Here is a 19,112-nt window from a genome sequence, read left to right as displayed (position 1 = left end):
ATCCTTGTCATTCAGTCAGACTCAAACGGGCTTGTTGCTCACTTCTATTGCCAGGGAATTCATCTGTGGGAGCAAAGCTTGCTCGCGATGCAGGCGCCTCGGTTTCCGGGAGACCCGTGTCGTCTTCGTCGCGAGCAAGCTTTGCCCCCTCAGCCAAATCCTATTGCCACAAGTGATCAGGCTCGCGATTCAGAAATGGGTAAAGGTCAGCCCCAGCTTGTAGGTCGGGCCGTACTCTTCGTACTGGCCGTTGTAGGAGCGATGGCCGGTGTAGACGAAATACGGCTCGTCGGTAAGGTTCTGGGCTTCCAGGCTGACTTGCAGGTTCTTGGTCAGCGAATAGCGCGCGCTGAAATCGACGAAGGTCTGGGCGTCGACGTGCAGGTCATGGTCGCGGTCGCTGATGGACGCCAGTTCGAACAGGTACGCTGACTTGTAGTTGGCCGACAGCCGCAGGCTCAGCTTGTCGTTTTCCCAACCCAACATCAGGTTGCCGACCGTGTCCGACTGGTTCGGCAGGTCGATGCTGCGCTTGCGCTGGGTACCGCTGGCCTGGTCGAAGCCTTCGATTTCGGCATCCGAACGGCTGAAGGTGGTGTTGGCCCCCAACAGCAAGCCGTTCCAAGGCGCCGGCAACCAGTCGAATTTTTGCGAGTAGGCCAGCTCCAGGCCATAGAGTTTGGCGCTGTCGCCGTTGGCGTAGCTGTGGGCTTCGGCGAAATCGGTCCAGGCGCCCGTGCCGGCCAGGTCGGTGTTGTAGACGAAGTTCTTGATGTCCTTGTAGAACACGAAGGCCGAGACCGTGCCGGCGTGGCCCATGAAGTGCTCGATGCCCAGGTCCAGGTTGCTCGATTCCAGCGGCTTGAGGTCCGGGTTGCCGAAAGTCGCCTCATCATCGTCGATGACAAAACCCGGCGCCAATTGCCCGAAGGTCGGACGCACCACGGATTTGGTCCACGCCGCACGCACCTGGGTGTTCTTGTCCAATTGGTAGCGTGCATGCAGGCCCGGCAACCAGTGGTGATACTTGCGACGGGTCTCGGTATCAGTGAATACACCGTCGGTGGCGCCGGTGCCCTTGGCCTCGAACTCGGTGCCTTCGTAGCGCATGCCGGCGATGAAACGCCAGTCATTGATGTCGACGGTATTCATCAGGTACGCGGCGTTGATGTCCTCGCTCATCTTGAAGTCGTTGACGCGCGACTCCTGCTCGTCGAAAAAGTCATCGCGATTGAGGCCGCCGATCAACTGCTTGATGGCATCGGCGCTGATGCCCGGGCCGAAGCGACCGAGGCGGTAGTCCACATTGCCTTTCTGGAACTGCCCCAGGTTCAACTGCTCGTCGGTGAAGCCCAGGTCGTCGAAATCCTCGTAGACCCAGGCGTCCAGGTCGTTGTCCTTGTTCCGTCGACTGACTTTGCCGCCGAATTTGACTAGGGACGCATAGCCGCGCAAGTCGTAGTCCCGGGCCAGGTCCAGACGCAGGTTTTTCTCGGTGTCGGTGGTCTTCTGCTGTTCCCAGTCCACCTTGTCGAGGCTGAAATTGGCCGGATCGTAGAACCCTGAGCCGATAATCGGCCGGGGCTTGTCGTTGTCGTAGAAACCGCCGTTGAAACCATCGATGCCTTCGAAGGTGGCGCCAGCAATGTGGCCGGGGCTGTCTTCGCTCGATTGGCTGTAGCCGCCCTGGCCACTCAAGGTCCAGAGACCGAACAGGCGCTCACCGCCGAGTACGTAGGATTGGATCTCCTGGGTTTCTTCACGTTGCTTGAGTTTGCGCTGACCCTCGGCATCACCCAGTTCACCGGCAGCCTGCGGGTCTTCAAAGGCGATGCTGGTGGAGTTGCGGATTTCGCTGTCCTTGTAGCGGCTGTACAACGTGCGCAGGTAATAGCTGCTGGAGTCATCGGGCTTGTAGTCGAAGTTCAGCCCGCCACCGGCCCGCTCGCGACGAATGTCGTAGTCGCGCTGTTCGAACTCTTCGAGGCGTGAGCCTTGCTCGAAATCCCAGGCACCGCCGGTTTCGACGTTGTCCGAGCCGAAGTCACGCTTCTGCCAGCTCAGCGCCGCGGCCACGCCGAAGTTATCGATGCCGTCGCCGAGGCTGAAGCGATCGCTGATGGCACCGGAGAATTTCGGGCTGGTCTGGCCGGTGTTCTTGTCATAGCTGGCTTCGCTGCTGCCGGTATAGAACAGACCCTTGTGGTCGAAGGCCGAGAGACTTTTGACGTCCACCGTACCGCCCAGGGAATTGGCGTCCATGTCCGGTGTCAGGGTCTTGATCACCGACAAGGATTGCACCAGCTCCGAAGGCAGTACATCCAGGGCAACGGCCCGCCGCTCGCTTTCCGGGGCCGGCACCAGCGTGCCGTTGATGGTCACGCTGTTGAGGTCCGGCCCCAGGCCGCGCACGCTGACAAACCGACCTTCGCCCTGGTCGCGCTCGACGCTGACCCCGGGCAGGCGCTGCACGGCTTCGGCGACGTTTTCATCCGGCAATTGCGCCACACCGTCGGCATGCACGACGCTCTTGATGCTGTCGGCGCTGCGCTGCTCCTTGAGGGCCTGGTCGATGCTGGCGGCCTGGCCAACCACTTCGACGTGTTCCGTGGCCGCCTGCTCGGCGGCGCTCAAACGCTCACTGGCAATGGCCATCGCCAATGCGGTGAACGTGAAACCGACGAACCCGGCAGTGCTGGTGCGGTGGTGCATGGTGGTCCTCCCCCAGGAATCCGAACTTCCGCCAGGCAATGGCCCGGCAACTGGGAGGGCACGCTAGGGGTGGGGAATGACGGTTCTGTGACAGGGCTTGGCCGTGGAGGCTGGAATAGGCTGATTTAGGCGGGCTGGCGAGTCGGAATGAGCTGAAATGACCTGTTTTACAGACTCAGAGAATCTGAAGGGCGAAGGAATTTGGCGAAACGTCGCACCGCTGTGGGAGCAAAGCTTGCTCGCGATGCAGGCGCCTCGATTCCCTGAAAAACCGCGTCGTCTTCGTCGCGAGCAAGCTTTGCTCCCACAAAATCCGCTCGCCACAATGAGATAGGTGGCGATGTTATGAATGAAAAGTTCAGACAACCGATGAGCTGATTCGACCTCCCCCATCCATTCAGCCACCGTCACCGCGCTGTCACATTCATCTGCTGTGCTGGGCCGCATTCCGCTTCTGGCAAAGGACTCCGGCCATGTTCTCCGTGCTCCGCCCGCACCGCCTCAAACTCGCCCTGCTCCTGCTGGCGGCCAACCTCGGGTTGATCCTGCATTTGGCCAGCGGCGAACTCAAACCCATCGCCGAATGGGTCTGGCTGGACATCCTCGGTGAAGGTGGCTCGGCGCTGCTGGCGCTGGTCTGGCTGGGGCTGGTGCTCAAAAGCCGGCCGGCCGGGCGGGTCACCAATTACCTGGTCCTGGGCCTGGGCTGCATCTTCTTTTCCTGGTGGATCGACAGCCTCGATGAATTCATCCGCCTGCCCGACAGCATCACCTGGGATCACTGGCTCGAATCCGGGCCCATGCCGGTGGGCATGATCCTGCTGACCCTCGGTATTTATCACTGGCACCGTGAACAATTGGCGATCAATGGGCAGATGGAGAAGCGCGAGCGTCTGTTCCGTGAGCACCGTTTGTTCGACAAACTCACGCCGTTGGGTGGCGCCGACTTTCTCAAGCACGAACTGTCCGCCAGCCTGGAAGACACACGCCGCCGTCAGCAACCGCTGTCGCTGCTGGCACTGGACCTGGACAACTTCACCGCCATCAACCAGCGTTTCGGCCACGGCGAAGGCGATGCGGTGCTCCAGGCCGTCAGCCAATTGCTGGTATTGAACCTGCGGCGCCAGGACTTGCTGTGCCGCCTGGCCGGCGATCGTTTCGTAGTGCTGCTGCCTGATACCGGCGAGAGCCAGGCCCGACGCCTGGCCCTGGAGCTGGAAATATCGGTGCGCAGCCTGGCCCACAAGACCCGGCAACACGGAGAACGCTTGCAACTGGTCGCCAGCACGGCGGTGGTGATGGCGTTCGACGAATCCGCCGACGCCTTGCTCAAACGCCTGAACCTGGCGCTGGCACAGTCCCGCACCACGTTGGCGAAAAGCGCCTGAGGCCGTGCCATGACACTCAAGACGTGCTGGTACGAAACCGACAGTCGCTTCATTCCGGGGCACTATCAACCTGCCGCGCTGATCGACCTGGCACTGTCGCGGGACATCGACAGCCATCGCCTGCTGCGCGGTACCGGGCTGTTCCACGACGATATCCTTGCCGGACAAAGCCGCATCAGCCCGCAGCAATTCCTCGGCCTGATCGACAACAGCCGGCGCCTGCTGGATGCCAGCGACAGCAGCTTCCTGTTCGGCCAGCGGCTGTTGCCGGGACATTACGGGCCCGCGAGCCACGCGTTACGCCACGCGCAGAATCTGCATCAGGCCCTGCAAACCCTGATCGACCAGCAGGCGCTGCTCAGTCCATTGGCCGCCCCACGGCTGCTGGTGGACGAGCACTATGCCTATGTCCATTGGCTGGACAGTTGTGGCGCCGATGAGCAATGGCGCTTCGTGCTGGAGGCGAGCATGACCTCGATGGTGGCGATGAGTGCCTGGCTCAGCGGCGAACGCTTGCCCTGGCAGTGCAGCTTTCGCCACAGCGAGCCGCGTTACGTCGAGCAATACTGGGTGCACCTGGGTGAGCACACCCAATTCGACCGCCCCCTGGACTTGATGCGCCTGCCCCGCCACTGCCTCGCCCAGCCCTGGCCCAACGTTTCGGCCACCGCCGGCCAGGTGGCGCGGATCGAAGCCCGCGACCAACTCGATCAACTGGGCTTTGTTTCCAGCTTTCTGGATTGCCTCTACGACTACCTGCACGTCCATGTACAGCAGACGCCAAGCCTGGAACAGACCGCCCAGGCCTTCGCCATGAGCCCGGCAACCCTCAAGCGCAAGCTGCACAAGCATCACACCGGTTTCCAGCAACAGGTGGACCGGGTACACACCCATGTGGCGTTGTATTTGTATCAGGTCAAGGGCTTCAGCAACGAGGAAGTGGCGCAGTACCTGCGCTTCAACGATACGGCGAACTTTCGTCGCTCGTTCAAGCGCTGGACCGGCAGCACGCCGAATCTGATCCGGCAATTGCTGATGTTGGGCTGAGGCTCAGTGGCCGCGAATGTAGTGTTCCAACTGTAGGATCAAGTCCGCCTGCTCGACAATCGCCTCTTTCACCAGGTCACCGATGGACAACAGGCCGATCAACTGCCCGTTATCCAGTACTGGCAGGTGGCGCAAGTGGCTGTCGGTCATGACTTCCATGCAACGGTCGATGCTCTGCTGGCTGTCGGCGGTGACCACCGGAGTGCTCATGATGGTGCGCACTGGCGTACCCACCGATGAACGCCCCTTGAGCACCATCTTGCGCGCATAGTCCCGCTCGCTGAATACCCCCACCACCTGGCCGTCCTCGATCACCGGCAACGCGCCGACATTTTTCTCGGCCATGATTTGCAGCGCTTCGAGCACCGTCTGCTCGGGGGCGATGCTGTGGACCTGTCGGTTCTGCACACTCTTGAGTCTCACCAGTTGAGCAGCGGTTTTCATTGTTCATCCCCACATTTGACTGCAGTTTTCAACTCATCCAATGGCTCGGATCAGTCCTCGCCAATCTCCACCACATCGCCATTGAGCCGCACCGGCCATACCCGCAGGCGCTGCTCCGGGTACTCCAGGCAAGAGCCGTCTTCCAGGCGGAAATGCTGCTTGTACATCGGCGAGGCAATCACCAGGTCACCCTTGATGCTGCCCAACAAACCACGCCCGATGACATTCGCACCCGACTTGGGATCGCGGTTGTCGACAGCGTACAGCGGCTTGTCCTGATGCTCGGGCAGGTACAGCAATGCCACTTGGCTGCCGTCATGCCAGGCGACCACACCAGAGTTGGGTACCAGGTCGTCGCGGCTGCACAGGGCACGCCATTGCGACGGTTCCTGGGCGACATCGCGGACAGGAATACGAACAACGTTTGACTGGTTCATCAGAGCACCTCCTCGGTAACGGGAATCAGGTGAAGTTCGCCGACGTGGACTGGCCGGCGCTGGCCGCGCTCCCGGACAAAATGAACATCCGGATCACCACGCCCGTCGTTGACGAAGGTGCGGAAACGCTTGAGTTTGTCCGGATCCTTGAGGGCATTGGCCCATTCGCATTCATAACGATCGACCACCAATTGCATCTGCGCTTCGAGCTCGGCGCCCAGGCCCAGGCTGTCGTTGATGATCACGTCCTTGAGGTAGTCCAGGCCGCCTTCCAGGCTTTCGCGCCAGACCGAGGTGCGTTGCAACTTGTCGGCGGTGCGGATGTAGAACATCAGGAAACGGTCGATGTAGCGGATCAGCGTGGCGTCATCCAGGTCAGTGGCGAACAGCTCGGCGTGACGCGGGCGCATGCCGCCGTTGCCGGCCACGTAGAGGTTCCAGCCCTTCTCGGTGGCGATCACGCCGACGTCCTTGCTCTGGGCCTCGGCGCACTCACGGGTGCAACCGGACACCGCGAACTTGAGTTTGTGCGGCGAGCGCAGGCCTTTGTAGCGATCCTCGATGGTCAGGGCCATTTGCACGCTGTCTTGTACGCCGTAGCGGCACCAGGTGCTGCCCACGCAGGATTTCACCGTTCGCGTGGATTTGCCGTAGGCATGGCCGGTTTCGAAACCGGCTTCGATCAGCTCGGCCCAGATATCCGGCAGCTGGTGCAACTGGGCACCGAACAGGTCGATGCGCTGGCCGCCGGTGATCTTGGTGTAGAGGTCGTATTTCTTGGCGACCACGCCGATGGCGATCAGTTTGTCGGCGGTGATTTCCCCACCGGCGATACGCGGTACCACCGAATAGGTGCCGTTTTTCTGCATGTTTGCCATGAACGTGTCGTTGGTGTCCTGCAACGGCACCAGGGACGGGTCCATGATCGGCTGGTTCCAGCACGACGCCAGGATCGAGCCCACCGCCGGTTTGCACAGATCGCAACCGGTGTGACCGCGACCGTGCTTGGCCAGCAGCTCTTCGAAACTGATGATGCCTTCCACCCGCACCAGGGCATACAACTCCTGGCGGGTGTAGGCGAAGTGTTCACACAGGCTCTTGTCGACGCTGACACCGCGGGCCGTCAATTCATGCTCGAACACTTGCTTGACCAAGGCCGCGCAACCACCACAACCGGTACCGGCCTTGGTGTCGCATTTGAGCTGGCCCAGATCGGTACAGCCACCATCGATGGCCGAGCAGATCGAGCCCTTGGTGACGTTGTGGCAAGAGCAGATGGTCGCGGTTTCGGGCAAAGCCGCCGGGCCCAGGGTCGGGGCGCCTTCGGACGATGGCAGGATCAGGCTGGCAGCGTCCTTGGGCAAGGCGATGCCGTTCTGCATGTATTGCAGCAAGGTGTCGTAATAGCTGTTGTCGCCCACCAACACTGCGCCGATCACTCGTTTGCCGGCGGCGTCCACCACCAGGCGCCGGTAGCTGGCGCTGGTTTCGTCAATGAACTGGAAGCTGCGCGAACCCGGCGTGTTGCCATGGGCATCGCCGATGGAGCCAACGTCCACGCCAAGCAACTTGAGCTTGGTCGACATGTCGGCGCCAGTGAAGGCTTCAGCGCTTTCGCCGCACAGCCGGGCCGCGACATTACGGGCCATCTGGTAGCCCGGGGCGACGAGGCCGAAAATACTGCCGTTCCAGGCCGCGCATTCACCGATGGCGTAGATGTGCGGGTCGCTGCTTTGGCAATGATCGTCGATGACCACGCCACCGCGCGGGCCGATCTGCAGGTCGCTCTGGCGGGCCAAGGCATCCTGGGCACGGATGCCGGCGGAAAACACGATGAGGTCGGTTTCCAGGAAATCGTCGTCGCCGAAGTTCATCCGATAACGGTACTGCTCACCGGCAGTGATCGACTGGGTGCCCTTGGAAAGGTGCACGCCGACGCCCAGGCTTTCAATGCGCGCCTTGAGGGCCAGACCGCCCTGGGTGTCCAACTGCACCGGCATCAGCCGTGGGGCGAATTCCACCACATGGGCTTCCAGGCCGAGGGTCTTGAGGGCGTTGGCCGCTTCCAGGCCCAGCAGGCCACCACCGACCACCACGCCACGGCGAGCATTGCTGGCGGCGGCACGGATCGCGTCCAAGTCCTCCAGGGTGCGATAGACCAGGCACGAATCGCCTTCGGCGCCTTCAATCGGTGGCACGAACGGATAGGAACCGGTGGCGAGCACCAGCTTGTCGTAGTGAATGCGATCATGGGCGGTCACTACCTGATGCGCGTCACGGTCGATTTCCAGTACGGGTACGCCCAAGTGCAGGGTGACGCCAGGCGTCTGGTACAACGACGCCTCGCCAAGGGCCAGGGACTCGGCGTCGCGCCCCGAGAAATACTCGGACAGATGCACGCGGTCGTAGGCCCGCATCGGCTCTTCGCTGAACACATGCACGCGGTAATGATTAAGGGCACCGCGCTCGATCAGTTGCTCGACGCAGTGATGGCCGACCATGCCATTGCCGATCACGATCAGCGTTTGCAGCTTGTTCAGAGAAGCAACGTTGGAGTTCATAAAAAGCACCCGACAAAAGCCCATCACGATTTTGAAAGCAAAAAAAAGACGCCTGAAACCTTGCGGTTCCAGGCGTCTTTGCCTGTTCTGTGCGGTAGCGGTCCGGCGACTGCGCCCTGACCTACCGTTGTTCCTCCGGCCTGCTGGCATTCGATCTTCGTTGACCGACGGAGCTGCCCACTCGACTGGGTTCGCGGTGGGCCTGGATAGCCTCTTGCAGCGAGCGTGCCAAACTTCGCCCAGCCCCTACTCATGGCAGCGCGTTCACCGCTGTCCCCCCTGTGGGAGCGGGCTTGCCCGCGAAGACGCCAGTTCTAACACCACAAGCCGACCGGCGCCCGCCCCCCTTTCCCAAGCACCACCCACTGCCTTGCGATGGTGCGATCACCCTGCCTGCGGCTTCATAAAAGTGCAGTCGTTCGAACACCCCCGACCAATCCTGAACCGAGGTGTTGACCGGGCTGCACTATCGCGAGCAAGCCCGCTCCCACCGTTAATTTTGCTGACCTCAGGATCCGCATGCATCCGGGATCCTCTGTGGGAGCGAGCCTGCTCGCGATAGCGGTGGGTCAACTTGAAGGGTTATCGGCGGTCCTGGCCACCATCGCCACGATACTGGCCAGCAGTTCTTCTTTTGCCTCGGCAGCGCTGATTTCCCCAGTCGCGGCGGCATTGGACAGTGCTTCCGCCGCCCCGAGCATCGCCCGCAAGCCGGCCTGGGTGATGCCTTTCGTGCCGGCGAACGGCTCCAGCACGGCGCGGCACTTGTCGAGGAAAATGCCCTCGTACTCGCGCTTGATACGCTCCAGTTCCGGCGAACTGGTCAGTGCTGCGATCACCCCGGGAATCTCTCGGCCTTGCAACAGCACGCACTCGACGTAGGAAGAAGCGATTACCGCCGCGCGGCTTTGCAGGGTGGCCTCGCTCGCGTCGAGGGCCGCATCCATCAATGCGGTCTGACGGGCGTCGAAATCCTGGTAAAGCGCCGCCAGCAACCCGGACCGGGTAATGAAATGGTCGTAGACAATGGGCTTGGTCACCCCCGCCTGGTCCGCCAGCCGGGCCAATGTCAGGGCATCGCTACCCTCCTCCCGCACCAGTCGCCAGGCGACATCGAGCAATTGTCGCTGGCGGTCATGCCGGGACAAACGGCGACGAGGTGAAGACTGCGGATGTTCTTCGGTACTTGACATGCTAACTTTACCAACCGTAACTTACTAAGCGTAACTTAAGCATACCGGTCTTCCAGACCTCGTGACCAGAAGGAGTTTCGCCATGCATGCACTCATCGTTGTGGCTCACCACGATCCGCGCTCCCTCACCCACAGCCTGGCCGGGAAAATCGCCGAAGGCATCACCCGAGCCAACCCCGTCGATACGTTCGAGATCGCCGACCTGGCCGCCGAAGGCTTCGAACCGCGCTTCAGCTTTGCCGACCACGCCGTCCACCACCGCGAGGCCTTGCCGCCCGCGGATGTGCTGGCCGAACAAGCCAGAATCGACCGTGCCGACGCGCTGGTATTGGTCTACCCGATTTACTGGTGGTCCATGCCGGCATTGCTCAAGGGCTGGATCGACCGGGTGTTTTCCAACAGCTGGGCGTTCGATTTCAGCCTGGACAAGCCGTTTATCCAGAAGCTGCAGCACTTGCGGGTCCATCTGGTGGGCGTCGGTGGTGCCGATGCCGACAGCTTCCAGCGCCACGGCTACGGTGAGGCGATGACCACGCAGATCGACCATGGCATTTTCGGTTATTGCGGCGCCCGGGTGGTGAGTTCCCAGCTTCTGTTCGACTCGGAAACCGCCGATCCGCAGCAGCATCTGCAGGCCGCCGACGCTATCGGCCAGCGCTTGTTCGCCACGCTCGACGAAACCACCCACGCGCCCGCGACGGCATGCGCCTGAGCTCAGAGCGCGCGACCACGGGCGGCAGACAGTGTCGCGTCACGCCCGTAGATATCCGGGACGTACACCGCCTGGCCCTGGCTGTCCGCTTGTGCCGTCCAGTAGCCCAGCAGGATCGGCACGGGCCGGGCCAGCCTGAATTCATGGGTCGCCTCGCTGGCCAGCAACGTGTCGGTGCGTGCCCGTTCGGCGGGGCTGACCAGCAGGTCGCGCAGGTGCATCACTTGCTCGATCCGCACGCAGCCTGAACTGAAAGCTCGCGGGCCCTTGCTGAACAACGCTTGGCTCGGTGTGTCATGCAGGTACACCGAGAACGGATTGGGAAAACGGATCGCCATTTTGCCCAACGGGTTCTTCGGACCAGGGTCCTGGCGCAACATGAGGTTGCCCGGGTGCTCCCAGTCGATATCCTCCGCCAGCAACGGCAAGCCATCGCCATCGAGGATCCGCAGGTTGTGGCGGCTGAGAAACTCCGGATCTCGGCGGATCTCGGGCAGTTTGTCTTCACGCATGATGGTCGGCGGAATGGTCCAGGTCGGGTTGAGCGTCAGGCGGGTGAGGTGGGATTTGAGCAACGGCGTCTGCCGTTGCGCACGCCCCACCTGGGTGCGGGTTTGCCAGACCGGCGCGCCGCCCTGGTAGACCGTCAATTGCGCCGCGGCCACGTTGACCAGGACACTGTCGTTTTCCACGTCCTGGGCCAGCCAGCGCATGCGCTCCAGGTTGATGCGCAACTGCTCGCGGCGCATGGCCGGGCTGATGTTCAGCTCGGTGACGGTCCACGGTCCCACCACGCCATCGGCCTGCAACGAATGCTGGGCCTGGAAACTCTTCATCGCCTCCACCAGTATGGGGCTGTAGTGCTCGTCGCTCACCTGCGGCGGCGTACTCAGGTAACCCTCGTTGAACAGTCGTTGAGCGAGGGCAGGTACGCGGGCGTCCTGTTTGTCCGGTTGCAGCAACGGCCCGCCCGGCACCGCTTGCCATTCGGCTAAAGGTTGTTGCCGCAGTCGGGCATAGAGGCCGCGCAGGTTGCGGTAGAGGTCCAGGTTCGGCCGTGCCTGTTCAAAGGCATCGGCCAGATTCTGCCGGCCCAGCCCGGCGATCGCCAGCACCACGGCCGGGTGATCCTGTGGCGGTGGGTTGGCCTTCCACACCGGCTCCAGCCGGTCTTGAGGCAGGTAACCGAAACGCAGGTCATGCAAGGCTTGCAGATAGCGCTGGCTGATGGCGATGTCGGCGCAATGAGGACCTTGGGCTGTGCCCGCGACCGGCAGGTTATAGCGGGCCGGATCCAAGCCGTCATCGGCCAGTTGCTGCAACTGGACCTGCAACGCCCCCCGTCGTTCGTCGTCCGACCAGACTTCCTGGCCTGCGTTTTGCTGATAGAACGCCTGCAAGTCGAGCACCGTCGGAAAGCTGGCACCCGCCGCGACGTCCGGGCACGCGACCGCCAGTTGTGCCAGTGTGGTCTGCACGAGTGCCGGATCACTGTCTTCGGCTGTCGCGACCAATGGCGCAGTGAGCAATAAAAGGCTCAGGTAACATGCGGACTTTTTGAACAACTGCTTTACTCCAATCCATGGCCGTCTCGTTGACGGTGAATTTTGCGACAGGTACGACCCGCCATCATGCAGACAAACGAAACCGGACGGGATGCCGCGAACGAACACCACGCTGGAAATGCTTCGCCTGTACAGGGCTTTTTGCGCCGACTTTGCCTGGTCATGCTGGGCCTGGGCGTCATTTGCAGCCCGGCGCTGGCGGAAAAAAAGGCAAAGCCGCAAACGCTTTATCACAGCCTCGCCCAGGCAGCGCCGGAACTCAATCCCCTGGCACTCAAAAGTGCCTTGAGCGCCATGCAGTGCGCGGTCGCCAATGGCGCCAGCCAGGCCCGCCACCTGGCGGTCATCGACTACTCGCAGCCCTCCACGGCCCGTCGCCTGTGGATCTTCGACCTGCGCCAGAAGAAGCTGGTCTTGCGTGACCTGGTGGCCCATGGGCAGAAATCCGGGGAAAACTTCGCCACGCAGTTTTCCAATCGCCTGGGCAGTTACCAATCCAGCCTGGGCCTGTTTCGCACCCAGGAAAGCTACCAGGGCACCCACGGCTATTCGCTGCGCATGGACGGCCTGGAACCGGGCTTCAATGACCTGGCCCGTGATCGGGCGATCGTGATCCATGCCGCCGACTACGTGAACCCGTTGTGGAGCGCGCGCCAGGGACGCATCGGACGCAGCCAGGGTTGCCCGGCCGTGCGCCCGCAGGTGGCACGCCAGGTGATCGACAAGCTCAAGGGCGGCCAGTTCATGTTTTCCTGGTACCCGGACCCGGGCTGGCTCAAGCGTTCGGCCTATCTCAATTGTCAGCCGCAACAGGTGGCGAGTATTCTGGCTACCAGTGGAGGTTGAAACAGGCAGTTGCTGCGCAACTGAACGGGAGCAAGCTCCCTCGCCACAGGTTAAAATGCCGGCCTTTCGAATCCCTGGCGTTGCCTGAATGAATTGCGTAGCCCTTCAAACCCTTCACGACCACTTGCTGACAGCCCTGGAATCAGTGCCCGAAGAAACCCGTCGCCTGTTCCATGGCCGCGGGCGCTGCTGGCAGGGCCTGGAACAGGTCACTGTCGACTGGTTGCAAGGGATAGTGCTGGTGTCGCTGTTCAAGGAACCGGACCCCACGCATCTGGACGATTTGAACGCAATGCTACTGGCGCTCGCCACGTCGCCGGCCTGGCAGCACAGCAAGGCCCATACGCTAGCGATGCAGCACCGCTACCTGCCACAAAGCCTCACCCAATGGCTGGTGGGCCAGCCCATCGATGAATGCACCCTGACTGAAGGTGGCCTGCGCTACCGGATCGACCTGGGCAAAAAGCAGAACAACGGCCTGTTCCTCGACATGCGCTACGGCCGCGACTGGGTGCGGGTAAACGCCAAGGGCAAGCGCGTGTTGAACCTGTTCGCCTACACCTGCGGCTTTTCGGTGGCGGCCATCGCCGGCGGCGCCCGGCATGTGGTGAACCTGGACATGTCCCGCGCGGCCTTGAGTCGTGGCCGCGACAACCATCGCTTGAACGGCCATGACTTGAGCCAGGTGAGTTTCCTCGGCCACGACCTGTTCAAATCCTGGGGCAAGGTGATCAACAGCGGACCCTACGACCTGGTGATCATCGACCCGCCAACCTTCCAGAAAGGCAGTTTCCTGTTGACCAAGGACTACCAGCGGGTCCTGCGCCGCCTGCCGGAACTGCTGGCCGCCGACGGCACGGTCCTGGCTTGCAGCAACGATCCGGCCACCGGCCCGGATTTCCTTATCGATGGGGTGATCCGCGAAGCGCCCGGGCTGGTGTTCGAAGCGCGCCTGGACAATCCGCCGGAATTTCCGGACATCGACCCCGAGTGTGGCCTGAAGGCGTTGATCTTCAAGGCCACGGCGCCTGGTTTATAGCGATCCCGGTGCCCACCACGCGCTGACCAGGTTCGTGGTGATCCTGCGCACCAGCGACTCGATCTCCCGGCTCTTGACCGAGCGGTAGATCGCCATGGTCCGCCGCAGTTGGTCTTCGGTGAGCATCACCGGCCGGCCTGCTGCCCAATCCACATCCGCCACGGCCTCGAGCCCCACGCGGCGCCAGACGATCCGGTCGCCTTGGGTGACGGATTCCAGTGGGCTGGGTAGCTGGGCGTCCGGCTGCACCAGATTGTCCAGCATCACTTGCGGCCAACGGGACGGACTCACCGGTGCGCTGAAGGCGTCCACCAGGTCGTCATCCAGCCTTTCCCAGAAAGCCAGTCCTTCGGACCACTCCCGGGACATCAACCCCAGATACGGTCGCCAGGTCATTTCTCCCACTCGCGGGGTTTGGTCATTGCTGTTGAAGGTGTCCTGGGCATCGCTGAGCCAGTCGATGAACGCCTCCCGGGTCAGGTACGCCTGGCGCTGCACCAGGTCGGGGTAGCGCTCCGTCAGGGTATGGTTCCAATAGGCGTAATGCTCGGCCATGAAACTGGCATAAGGCACGCCTTGTCGAGCGAGACGAGCGCGCATCACCGATTCGAACAACGAAAAGTGCATCTCCAGCTCAGCAAGGTCTGGCGTGTGCCGGTCCAGGATGCGCGCTTGCAGGCGCGTGCGCAGTTGCCGTAGCTGCTGGTCGAAATCGCCCACCAGCATCGGGAGTGGGTCGTGAGTGTTCTGGTAGCCGATGTAGTGTTGCAAGACGGCGGCCGCCCGCCGGCGATCACCGAAAGACAACCCGACAGGCGTCTGGGCATCGGTGTTGCGGATGCCGGCGGAGAACCAGTCGATGAAATTCCGCATCCCGGGATCGTCGCGGGCGACTTCCAGCGCTCTCTGCAGGTTCGGTGAAATGTAGAGCCAGTCATCGACGGTGTACTGGAAAGACTCGGGAAATATGGCGCGAAGGGCCTGGATCTGAACACTGGATAATGGATTGTCATCAAGCCATATGTCCGGTGAGTCCCGATCTGGCAAGCTGTTGAGCAAGGGCAGCAAGTCATCCTGGATATTGGTGATGCGGTTGCCTCGAAGATCGAGGACGAATCCATCGGACGAATGCCTGGAGAGCACCGCCAATGCCAATGCGGGCACCCGATCGAGTCCGGTCCTGGCCAGTTCCAGCTCGGACAGGTTCGTAAGCTCCGGCAAGTCGGGCAGGTCCCTGCAGCTGTTTTCGCTCAGGCGCAGGTCTTCCAAACGCGTCGCGGTACGCAGAAACGCACTGCCCTCCTCATCCAGGCGCAGGCCACAGCGCGACAGCTCCAGCGCTCGCAAATCCGGCAACCGGGTCAGCGCCTGCAACTGCTCGGGCGTGAAATGCAGGTTATCGGCCCATACCACTTCCCGCAGTTCCGGCAGCGCGGCCAGGCTGTCAATGGCAGCGATCACCTGCGCACTGGTTCCCGTCTCCGGGCCGCTACTGATCCCTGACAGACCCAGGGTCCATATACGGCTAGCGGGTTCAACTCCGGTCAACGGCGTGAAGACATTCTCGTTCAGATGGAGCGGATTGCTGTCCATTGACAGTTCCACTAGAAAACGTAACTCGCCTGCCGCCACCGGGATCGTGGTGAGCTGATTGCCCGTCAGGTGCAACGTGTCGATGTTGGGGAACAGCCTCAGGAAGTCCGACGGGTCCTCGCTAAGGGCCATATGGCTCAGCACCAACGAGCGGATATGCTCGAAACGCGCGCTGATGGGGGGCAACCGGCCCACGTCGAAAGACCTCAGGCGCAGTGCCAGTTCGCTGCCCTCCTGTCCCGGATCAGGTGTACGCTGCCAGGCACGGCGCAGTTCCCTGGCGATGGCATGGCGTTGCCCAACCAGGGTCTCACGGTCGTGCTGCTGTTCGTTGGGATGGTGGAAACCTTCATGGTCCACCCACTGGCGCAGTCCATCGTCCAACGTGGTCCATTCGTTTTCCAACTGGCCGACCAACTCGCCCAGGCTGATGCCTTGGCGCTCGGCCTGTTCGGTCAGGCTCGCCCGTAGCTGTGCGAGACTTTGCCCTCCATGGCTGGGATAGAGCCGCTCGAGACGCTGCTCCAGGCTGCCGCGCCAGACTTGCAGCGGTAGCCTGCCACGACCGCTGAGGGGATATACCAAGTGCCCGTTCAACCATTGCGGCCGAGATCCGACGCTGCCCTGGCGCCTCATCGACAGATAGGGGCGCAGGCCTTGCCGATCATCCAGGGCCTGTGCAAGTAATTGGGTCCGAAGCTTATCCGCCTCCCAGATATTCAGGCCCAGCGCCTGGCGCGCGTCGTCCGACAATGCCCTCAGCAGCGCGTCCTCCAGGCTCATGGCCCCTGCCAGTTCTTCGCCGGTTTCGTCAAAGGGGCGATATTTTTCGCCTTCCTGGCGAATGGTTTTCAAGGGGCCATCCTTCCCCAGCGTTATCGGGTCGTGCAGCTCGCGCAGCCAAAGACGCAGATGCACGCGGCCTTGCAACCGGGACGCATTGCCCAGCAGGCCGATGACGATGCGGTCACGATCCACGGTGCTTTCGCCGCGCTCCAGGGCACGCAGGGCACGAGTCAGGCGCAGCTCGCGCAAGGCTTCGGCACACTGTTTGCCCAGGTTCTCGCTCACCTTGCCTTCGAGCAAACGCAACCGATCATGACCTGAAATCTCGTGGACCAGCTCGTTGGCGATGGATTCGGTCAGACTCGGAAAAGTCCGGGTCACCGCAACGGCCAAGGGATCGCGCCCGATGTGACGAGCCATGGCCGCGCTCACCCGCGTGGCATTGCGCTCCAGGTACCCGGCCCAGCGTCCGGCCAACAAGCGACTGCGCTCCAACGGGAGCAGGCCGAAACTGCGTTGCCCGAGCAGCACACTCTGCTCGTCCATGCTCAAGTTTCCCAGGATGCGGGCCGCCCAGGCGTCGTGCTCCAGGTCCGTTTTGCTCAACAACAAGAAGCGCGTGTCGGCGATGTCACCCACCGGGTAGAGCCTCACGCCATCGTGGTAGCGCAACGTCAAGCCTTCGGGCCATCCCGGTAGATCGACGAGGGTCTGAGCGATGCGAAAATGCGTGCCCCCCGGCGCTTCGCCCCGGCGCAGGCGTCCAATGGCCTGCCGCAGCCCTTGCCAGTTCCGCGCCTCATCCAAGGCATCGGCCAATATCGCCGGCATCGGTTGGCCCTCGACTTGCAGGTAGCGCAGGTGCGCCTCGCTGATGCCAACCTGCCGTTGCAAGGCCAGGAGCGCGTTGTCGTTCAGCTCGGCGGGCGTCTCGGCAAAGGCACGCAACAACGCCAGGCTATCTCGCTGCAACGGATTGCGATGGGCCCACTGCCAGCCGCGGGCACGGCTCCACTCCAGCGGCGGCCTCACACCTCGGTGCCCGGCCGGCAGGCGCAGGTTCAAAGCGTCCTTGCTGCCCTGCACTTCGAAATAGCGGTCCTCGATACGCACCCACGCCTCGTCTGTCGTGCGCCAGACACCCCAGGCGTCCTGCTCGGCCTCCACGGGGGGCAAGCGTTGCGCTTCGAAGGCACTGATGTCGCCATTCCACAGGCGCGTAGTGCCGTCACTCACCGGCATGGGTTCAATGGCCCCACCGACGAATCCCAGGTAAGCGCCTTGAGCGACCCCGAACAGCACGTTGAAGATATGCTCGATCCCTTCTTGCGCGTGGCCTTCATTGAATGCCTGAATGCCTTCGAAGATTTCGTACACCAGGCGCACGCCACCGACCGCCGCGGCGGTCATGCCGATAGGCGCGCAAAACGGGAAGAAGGTCGCGGCGACCATCAGCGAACGCTCGATAAGACTCTCCCAATAGTCGATGCGAGCCAGCAGCGCGCGCCAGTCCTGGTCCCGCGTCGGGACCATCAGCGCCGAGGCGTTGGCCAGGGCGTGGCCGCGCCACTCGTGATAGCAGGCGTGCCAATGGTCCTCACGCAGGTCCTTCAGGCCCCAGGCCACCTTGGGCGTGGGTATCCGGATGCGTCGGTGGCTGCCATCCTCGCCCCGCTCACCCTCGCGCCAACCGGTGATGCGCGCATAAATTTCCTGGAAGAGATTGAGGTTGTCCGTCACCGTCCACTCCACTTGATCGTGCAGCGCCGTGCCCAGGCTGGTCTGCAGACGCAACGGGAGGTAATGCATCAGGCCCTGGCGATAGCGGCGTTTGCGCACCCGTTCGGTGAGCTCCGCCGACAGCGCCTGCAGGCTTGGGAACTGCTTGAGCGGCGCCACGGTGTCATGGGGCATGTGCAAGACGATCGGGCGAACGCCATGGACGTCGCCCTTCAGCCCCCAGTACACCCGCACACCGAACAAGGGCGCCGAGAGCAACTCCAGCACCTTGACCTCGCAGGCAAGGGAAGCGACGGGCCGCTCTTCAAGATGAACGCCCACGTGGGCCAGCAAGCGTTCACCGGTTTCATCCAGGCGCCCATCCAGCCTGGCTTCGTAGGCGTCATAGGCGAGCTGGCTGCGTGCGTACGCCATGTAGGCCTTTGCAATCGCGGGCACCTCATTGGCAATACGAGGCATCTTGTGTTCGAGCAACTGTCGATAGGCTCCGCCCACATCCATGCGGCGACAGAGGCTGGCGAAACTGGCCGGGGTCGTGGCCAGTGTCGCGGTGTCCGACGAGGCGTCCCCTAGAGAGAACTCCCCTCGCTGGCCCTGGATGAAAAGTTCGCCCTTGTTATCGAAATCGCTGCCGACAACCGCGTCGGCGGGAGGGTAATTGCGCATGGCCGCCTCGATCACCGACAGCGAGGGGTCGGTGATGAAGGAACTTCGCCTGACCTTGGCCCGGCGTACCGCATCCGCCACAGTGCCGGTGCCAATCACCTGGTTCCAATCCTGTACTTGCGGCTGGGTCTTGAGCCGATCGAGGGTGAACGCATAGGGCCCCGGCAGGTCGGTGAGCAGTGCATTGAGCGCATCACTGTCGCGCTGCAATTGCCGGCTGAGCACTTTGAAACGTCTCTGCTGGGCCCGTGTGGCCCGCTTCAACCAGACGGGCAACCTGGCCTGGATAAAATCGATGTGGGTATCTTGAGTGGACATGCTGGACCTCCTTCCTTGGGGTCGTTTGTTGGTTCGAGCGCTAAAACACCTTGGGTTCTGGCGTG

Annotated in this window: 12 protein-coding genes; 5 read left to right on the top strand and 7 right to left on the bottom strand. The window is 62.3% G+C overall.

Annotated elements, in window-relative coordinates:
• Positions 1-189 precede the first annotated feature (189 nt).
• Positions 190-2,712: a TonB-dependent receptor gene (locus GN234_RS02600; protein WP_176687783.1), complete on the bottom strand. Its 2,523-nt coding sequence runs from the start codon at positions 2,710-2,712 to the stop codon at positions 190-192.
• A gap of 473 nt (positions 2,713-3,185) precedes the next feature.
• Here GN234_RS02600 and GN234_RS02595 point away from each other — a divergent pair, with 473 nt between their 5' ends.
• Both GN234_RS02595 and GN234_RS02590 read left to right on the top strand, forming a co-directional pair.
• Positions 3,186-4,100, top strand: a complete 915-nt coding sequence (locus GN234_RS02595; RefSeq protein WP_116832483.1) for a GGDEF domain-containing protein — start codon at positions 3,186-3,188, stop codon at positions 4,098-4,100.
• A gap of 9 nt (positions 4,101-4,109) precedes the next feature.
• Positions 4,110-5,147: an AraC family transcriptional regulator gene (locus GN234_RS02590; protein ID WP_163858544.1), complete on the top strand. Its 1,038-nt coding sequence runs from the start codon at positions 4,110-4,112 to the stop codon at positions 5,145-5,147.
• Between the two features lie 3 nt (positions 5,148-5,150).
• Here the strand turns inward: GN234_RS02590 and GN234_RS02585 are convergent, their stop codons facing one another.
• The 4 genes from GN234_RS02585 to GN234_RS02570 form a co-directional block, all read right to left on the bottom strand.
• On the bottom strand, positions 5,151-5,591 hold the full coding sequence (locus GN234_RS02585) for a CBS domain-containing protein (RefSeq protein WP_176687782.1): 441 nt from the start codon (positions 5,589-5,591) through the stop codon (positions 5,151-5,153).
• 50 nt (positions 5,592-5,641) lie between these two features.
• The gene (gene nirD, locus GN234_RS02580; protein WP_109754157.1) at positions 5,642-6,028 is read right to left on the bottom strand and encodes a nitrite reductase small subunit NirD; all 387 of its coding nucleotides are present in this window, start codon (positions 6,026-6,028) and stop codon (positions 5,642-5,644) included.
• A complete protein-coding gene (nirB, locus tag GN234_RS02575) occupies positions 6,028-8,589 on the bottom strand; it encodes a nitrite reductase large subunit NirB (RefSeq protein WP_176687781.1) in 2,562 nt (853 codons plus the stop codon). The genes nirD and nirB overlap by 1 nt, the downstream gene beginning before the upstream one ends.
• A gap of 569 nt (positions 8,590-9,158) precedes the next feature.
• Positions 9,159-9,782: a TetR/AcrR family transcriptional regulator gene (locus GN234_RS02570; protein WP_109754159.1), complete on the bottom strand. Its 624-nt coding sequence runs from the start codon at positions 9,780-9,782 to the stop codon at positions 9,159-9,161.
• An 82-nt stretch (positions 9,783-9,864) separates the two neighbouring features.
• On the opposite strand from GN234_RS02570, the gene GN234_RS02565 reads away from it, so the two are divergent.
• On the top strand, positions 9,865-10,494 hold the full coding sequence (locus tag GN234_RS02565) for an NAD(P)H-dependent oxidoreductase (protein WP_176687780.1): 630 nt from the start codon (positions 9,865-9,867) through the stop codon (positions 10,492-10,494).
• A 2-nt stretch (positions 10,495-10,496) separates the two neighbouring features.
• On the opposite strand, the gene GN234_RS02560 is transcribed toward GN234_RS02565, so the two are convergent.
• Complete coding sequence (locus GN234_RS02560) at positions 10,497-12,059, bottom strand: L,D-transpeptidase family protein (protein ID WP_176687779.1); 1,563 nt, start codon at positions 12,057-12,059, stop codon at positions 10,497-10,499.
• A 162-nt stretch (positions 12,060-12,221) separates the two neighbouring features.
• Here GN234_RS02560 and GN234_RS02555 point away from each other — a divergent pair, with 162 nt between their 5' ends.
• Both GN234_RS02555 and GN234_RS02550 read left to right on the top strand, forming a co-directional pair.
• Entirely contained in the window at positions 12,222-12,905 is a 684-nt protein-coding gene (locus GN234_RS02555) for a murein L,D-transpeptidase catalytic domain family protein (protein ID WP_116834227.1), read from the top strand.
• An 88-nt stretch (positions 12,906-12,993) separates the two neighbouring features.
• The gene (locus GN234_RS02550) at positions 12,994-13,944 is read left to right on the top strand and encodes a class I SAM-dependent methyltransferase (protein ID WP_176687778.1); all 951 of its coding nucleotides are present in this window, start codon (positions 12,994-12,996) and stop codon (positions 13,942-13,944) included.
• On the opposite strand, the gene GN234_RS02545 is transcribed toward GN234_RS02550, so the two are convergent.
• On the bottom strand, positions 13,939-19,047 hold the full coding sequence (locus GN234_RS02545; protein WP_176687777.1) for a dermonecrotic toxin domain-containing protein: 5,109 nt from the start codon (positions 19,045-19,047) through the stop codon (positions 13,939-13,941). The two genes, GN234_RS02550 and GN234_RS02545, sit on opposite strands and share 6 nt — an antisense overlap.
• Positions 19,048-19,112 lie beyond the last annotated feature (65 nt).

This window comes from Pseudomonas bijieensis (genome assembly GCF_013347965.1).
Taxonomy (GTDB): Bacteria; Pseudomonadota; Gammaproteobacteria; order Pseudomonadales; family Pseudomonadaceae; genus Aquipseudomonas; species Aquipseudomonas bijieensis.
This window is presented reverse-complemented; position numbering and strand designations above follow the sequence as displayed.

Bases quoted from the DNA above. Each gene is read 5' to 3' on its own strand.
- GN234_RS02545 (WP_176687777.1), bottom strand. From the start codon at position 19,047: ATGTCCACTCAAGATACCCACATCGATTTTATCCAGGCCAGGTTGCCC.
- GN234_RS02550 (WP_176687778.1), top strand. From the start codon at position 12,994: ATGAATTGCGTAGCCCTTCAAACCCTTCACGACCACTTGCTGACAGCC.
- nirD (WP_109754157.1), bottom strand. From the start codon at position 6,028: ATGAACCAGTCAAACGTTGTTCGTATTCCTGTCCGCGATGTCGCCCAG.
- GN234_RS02595 (WP_116832483.1), top strand. From the start codon at position 3,186: ATGTTCTCCGTGCTCCGCCCGCACCGCCTCAAACTCGCCCTGCTCCTG.
- GN234_RS02585 (WP_176687782.1), bottom strand. From the start codon at position 5,591: ATGAAAACCGCTGCTCAACTGGTGAGACTCAAGAGTGTGCAGAACCGA.
- GN234_RS02555 (WP_116834227.1), top strand. From the start codon at position 12,222: ATGCTGGGCCTGGGCGTCATTTGCAGCCCGGCGCTGGCGGAAAAAAAG.
- nirB (WP_176687781.1), bottom strand. From the start codon at position 8,589: ATGAACTCCAACGTTGCTTCTCTGAACAAGCTGCAAACGCTGATCGTG.
- GN234_RS02600 (WP_176687783.1), bottom strand. From the start codon at position 2,712: ATGCACCACCGCACCAGCACTGCCGGGTTCGTCGGTTTCACGTTCACC.
- GN234_RS02590 (WP_163858544.1), top strand. From the start codon at position 4,110: ATGACACTCAAGACGTGCTGGTACGAAACCGACAGTCGCTTCATTCCG.
- GN234_RS02565 (WP_176687780.1), top strand. From the start codon at position 9,865: ATGCATGCACTCATCGTTGTGGCTCACCACGATCCGCGCTCCCTCACC.
- GN234_RS02570 (WP_109754159.1), bottom strand. From the start codon at position 9,782: ATGTCAAGTACCGAAGAACATCCGCAGTCTTCACCTCGTCGCCGTTTG.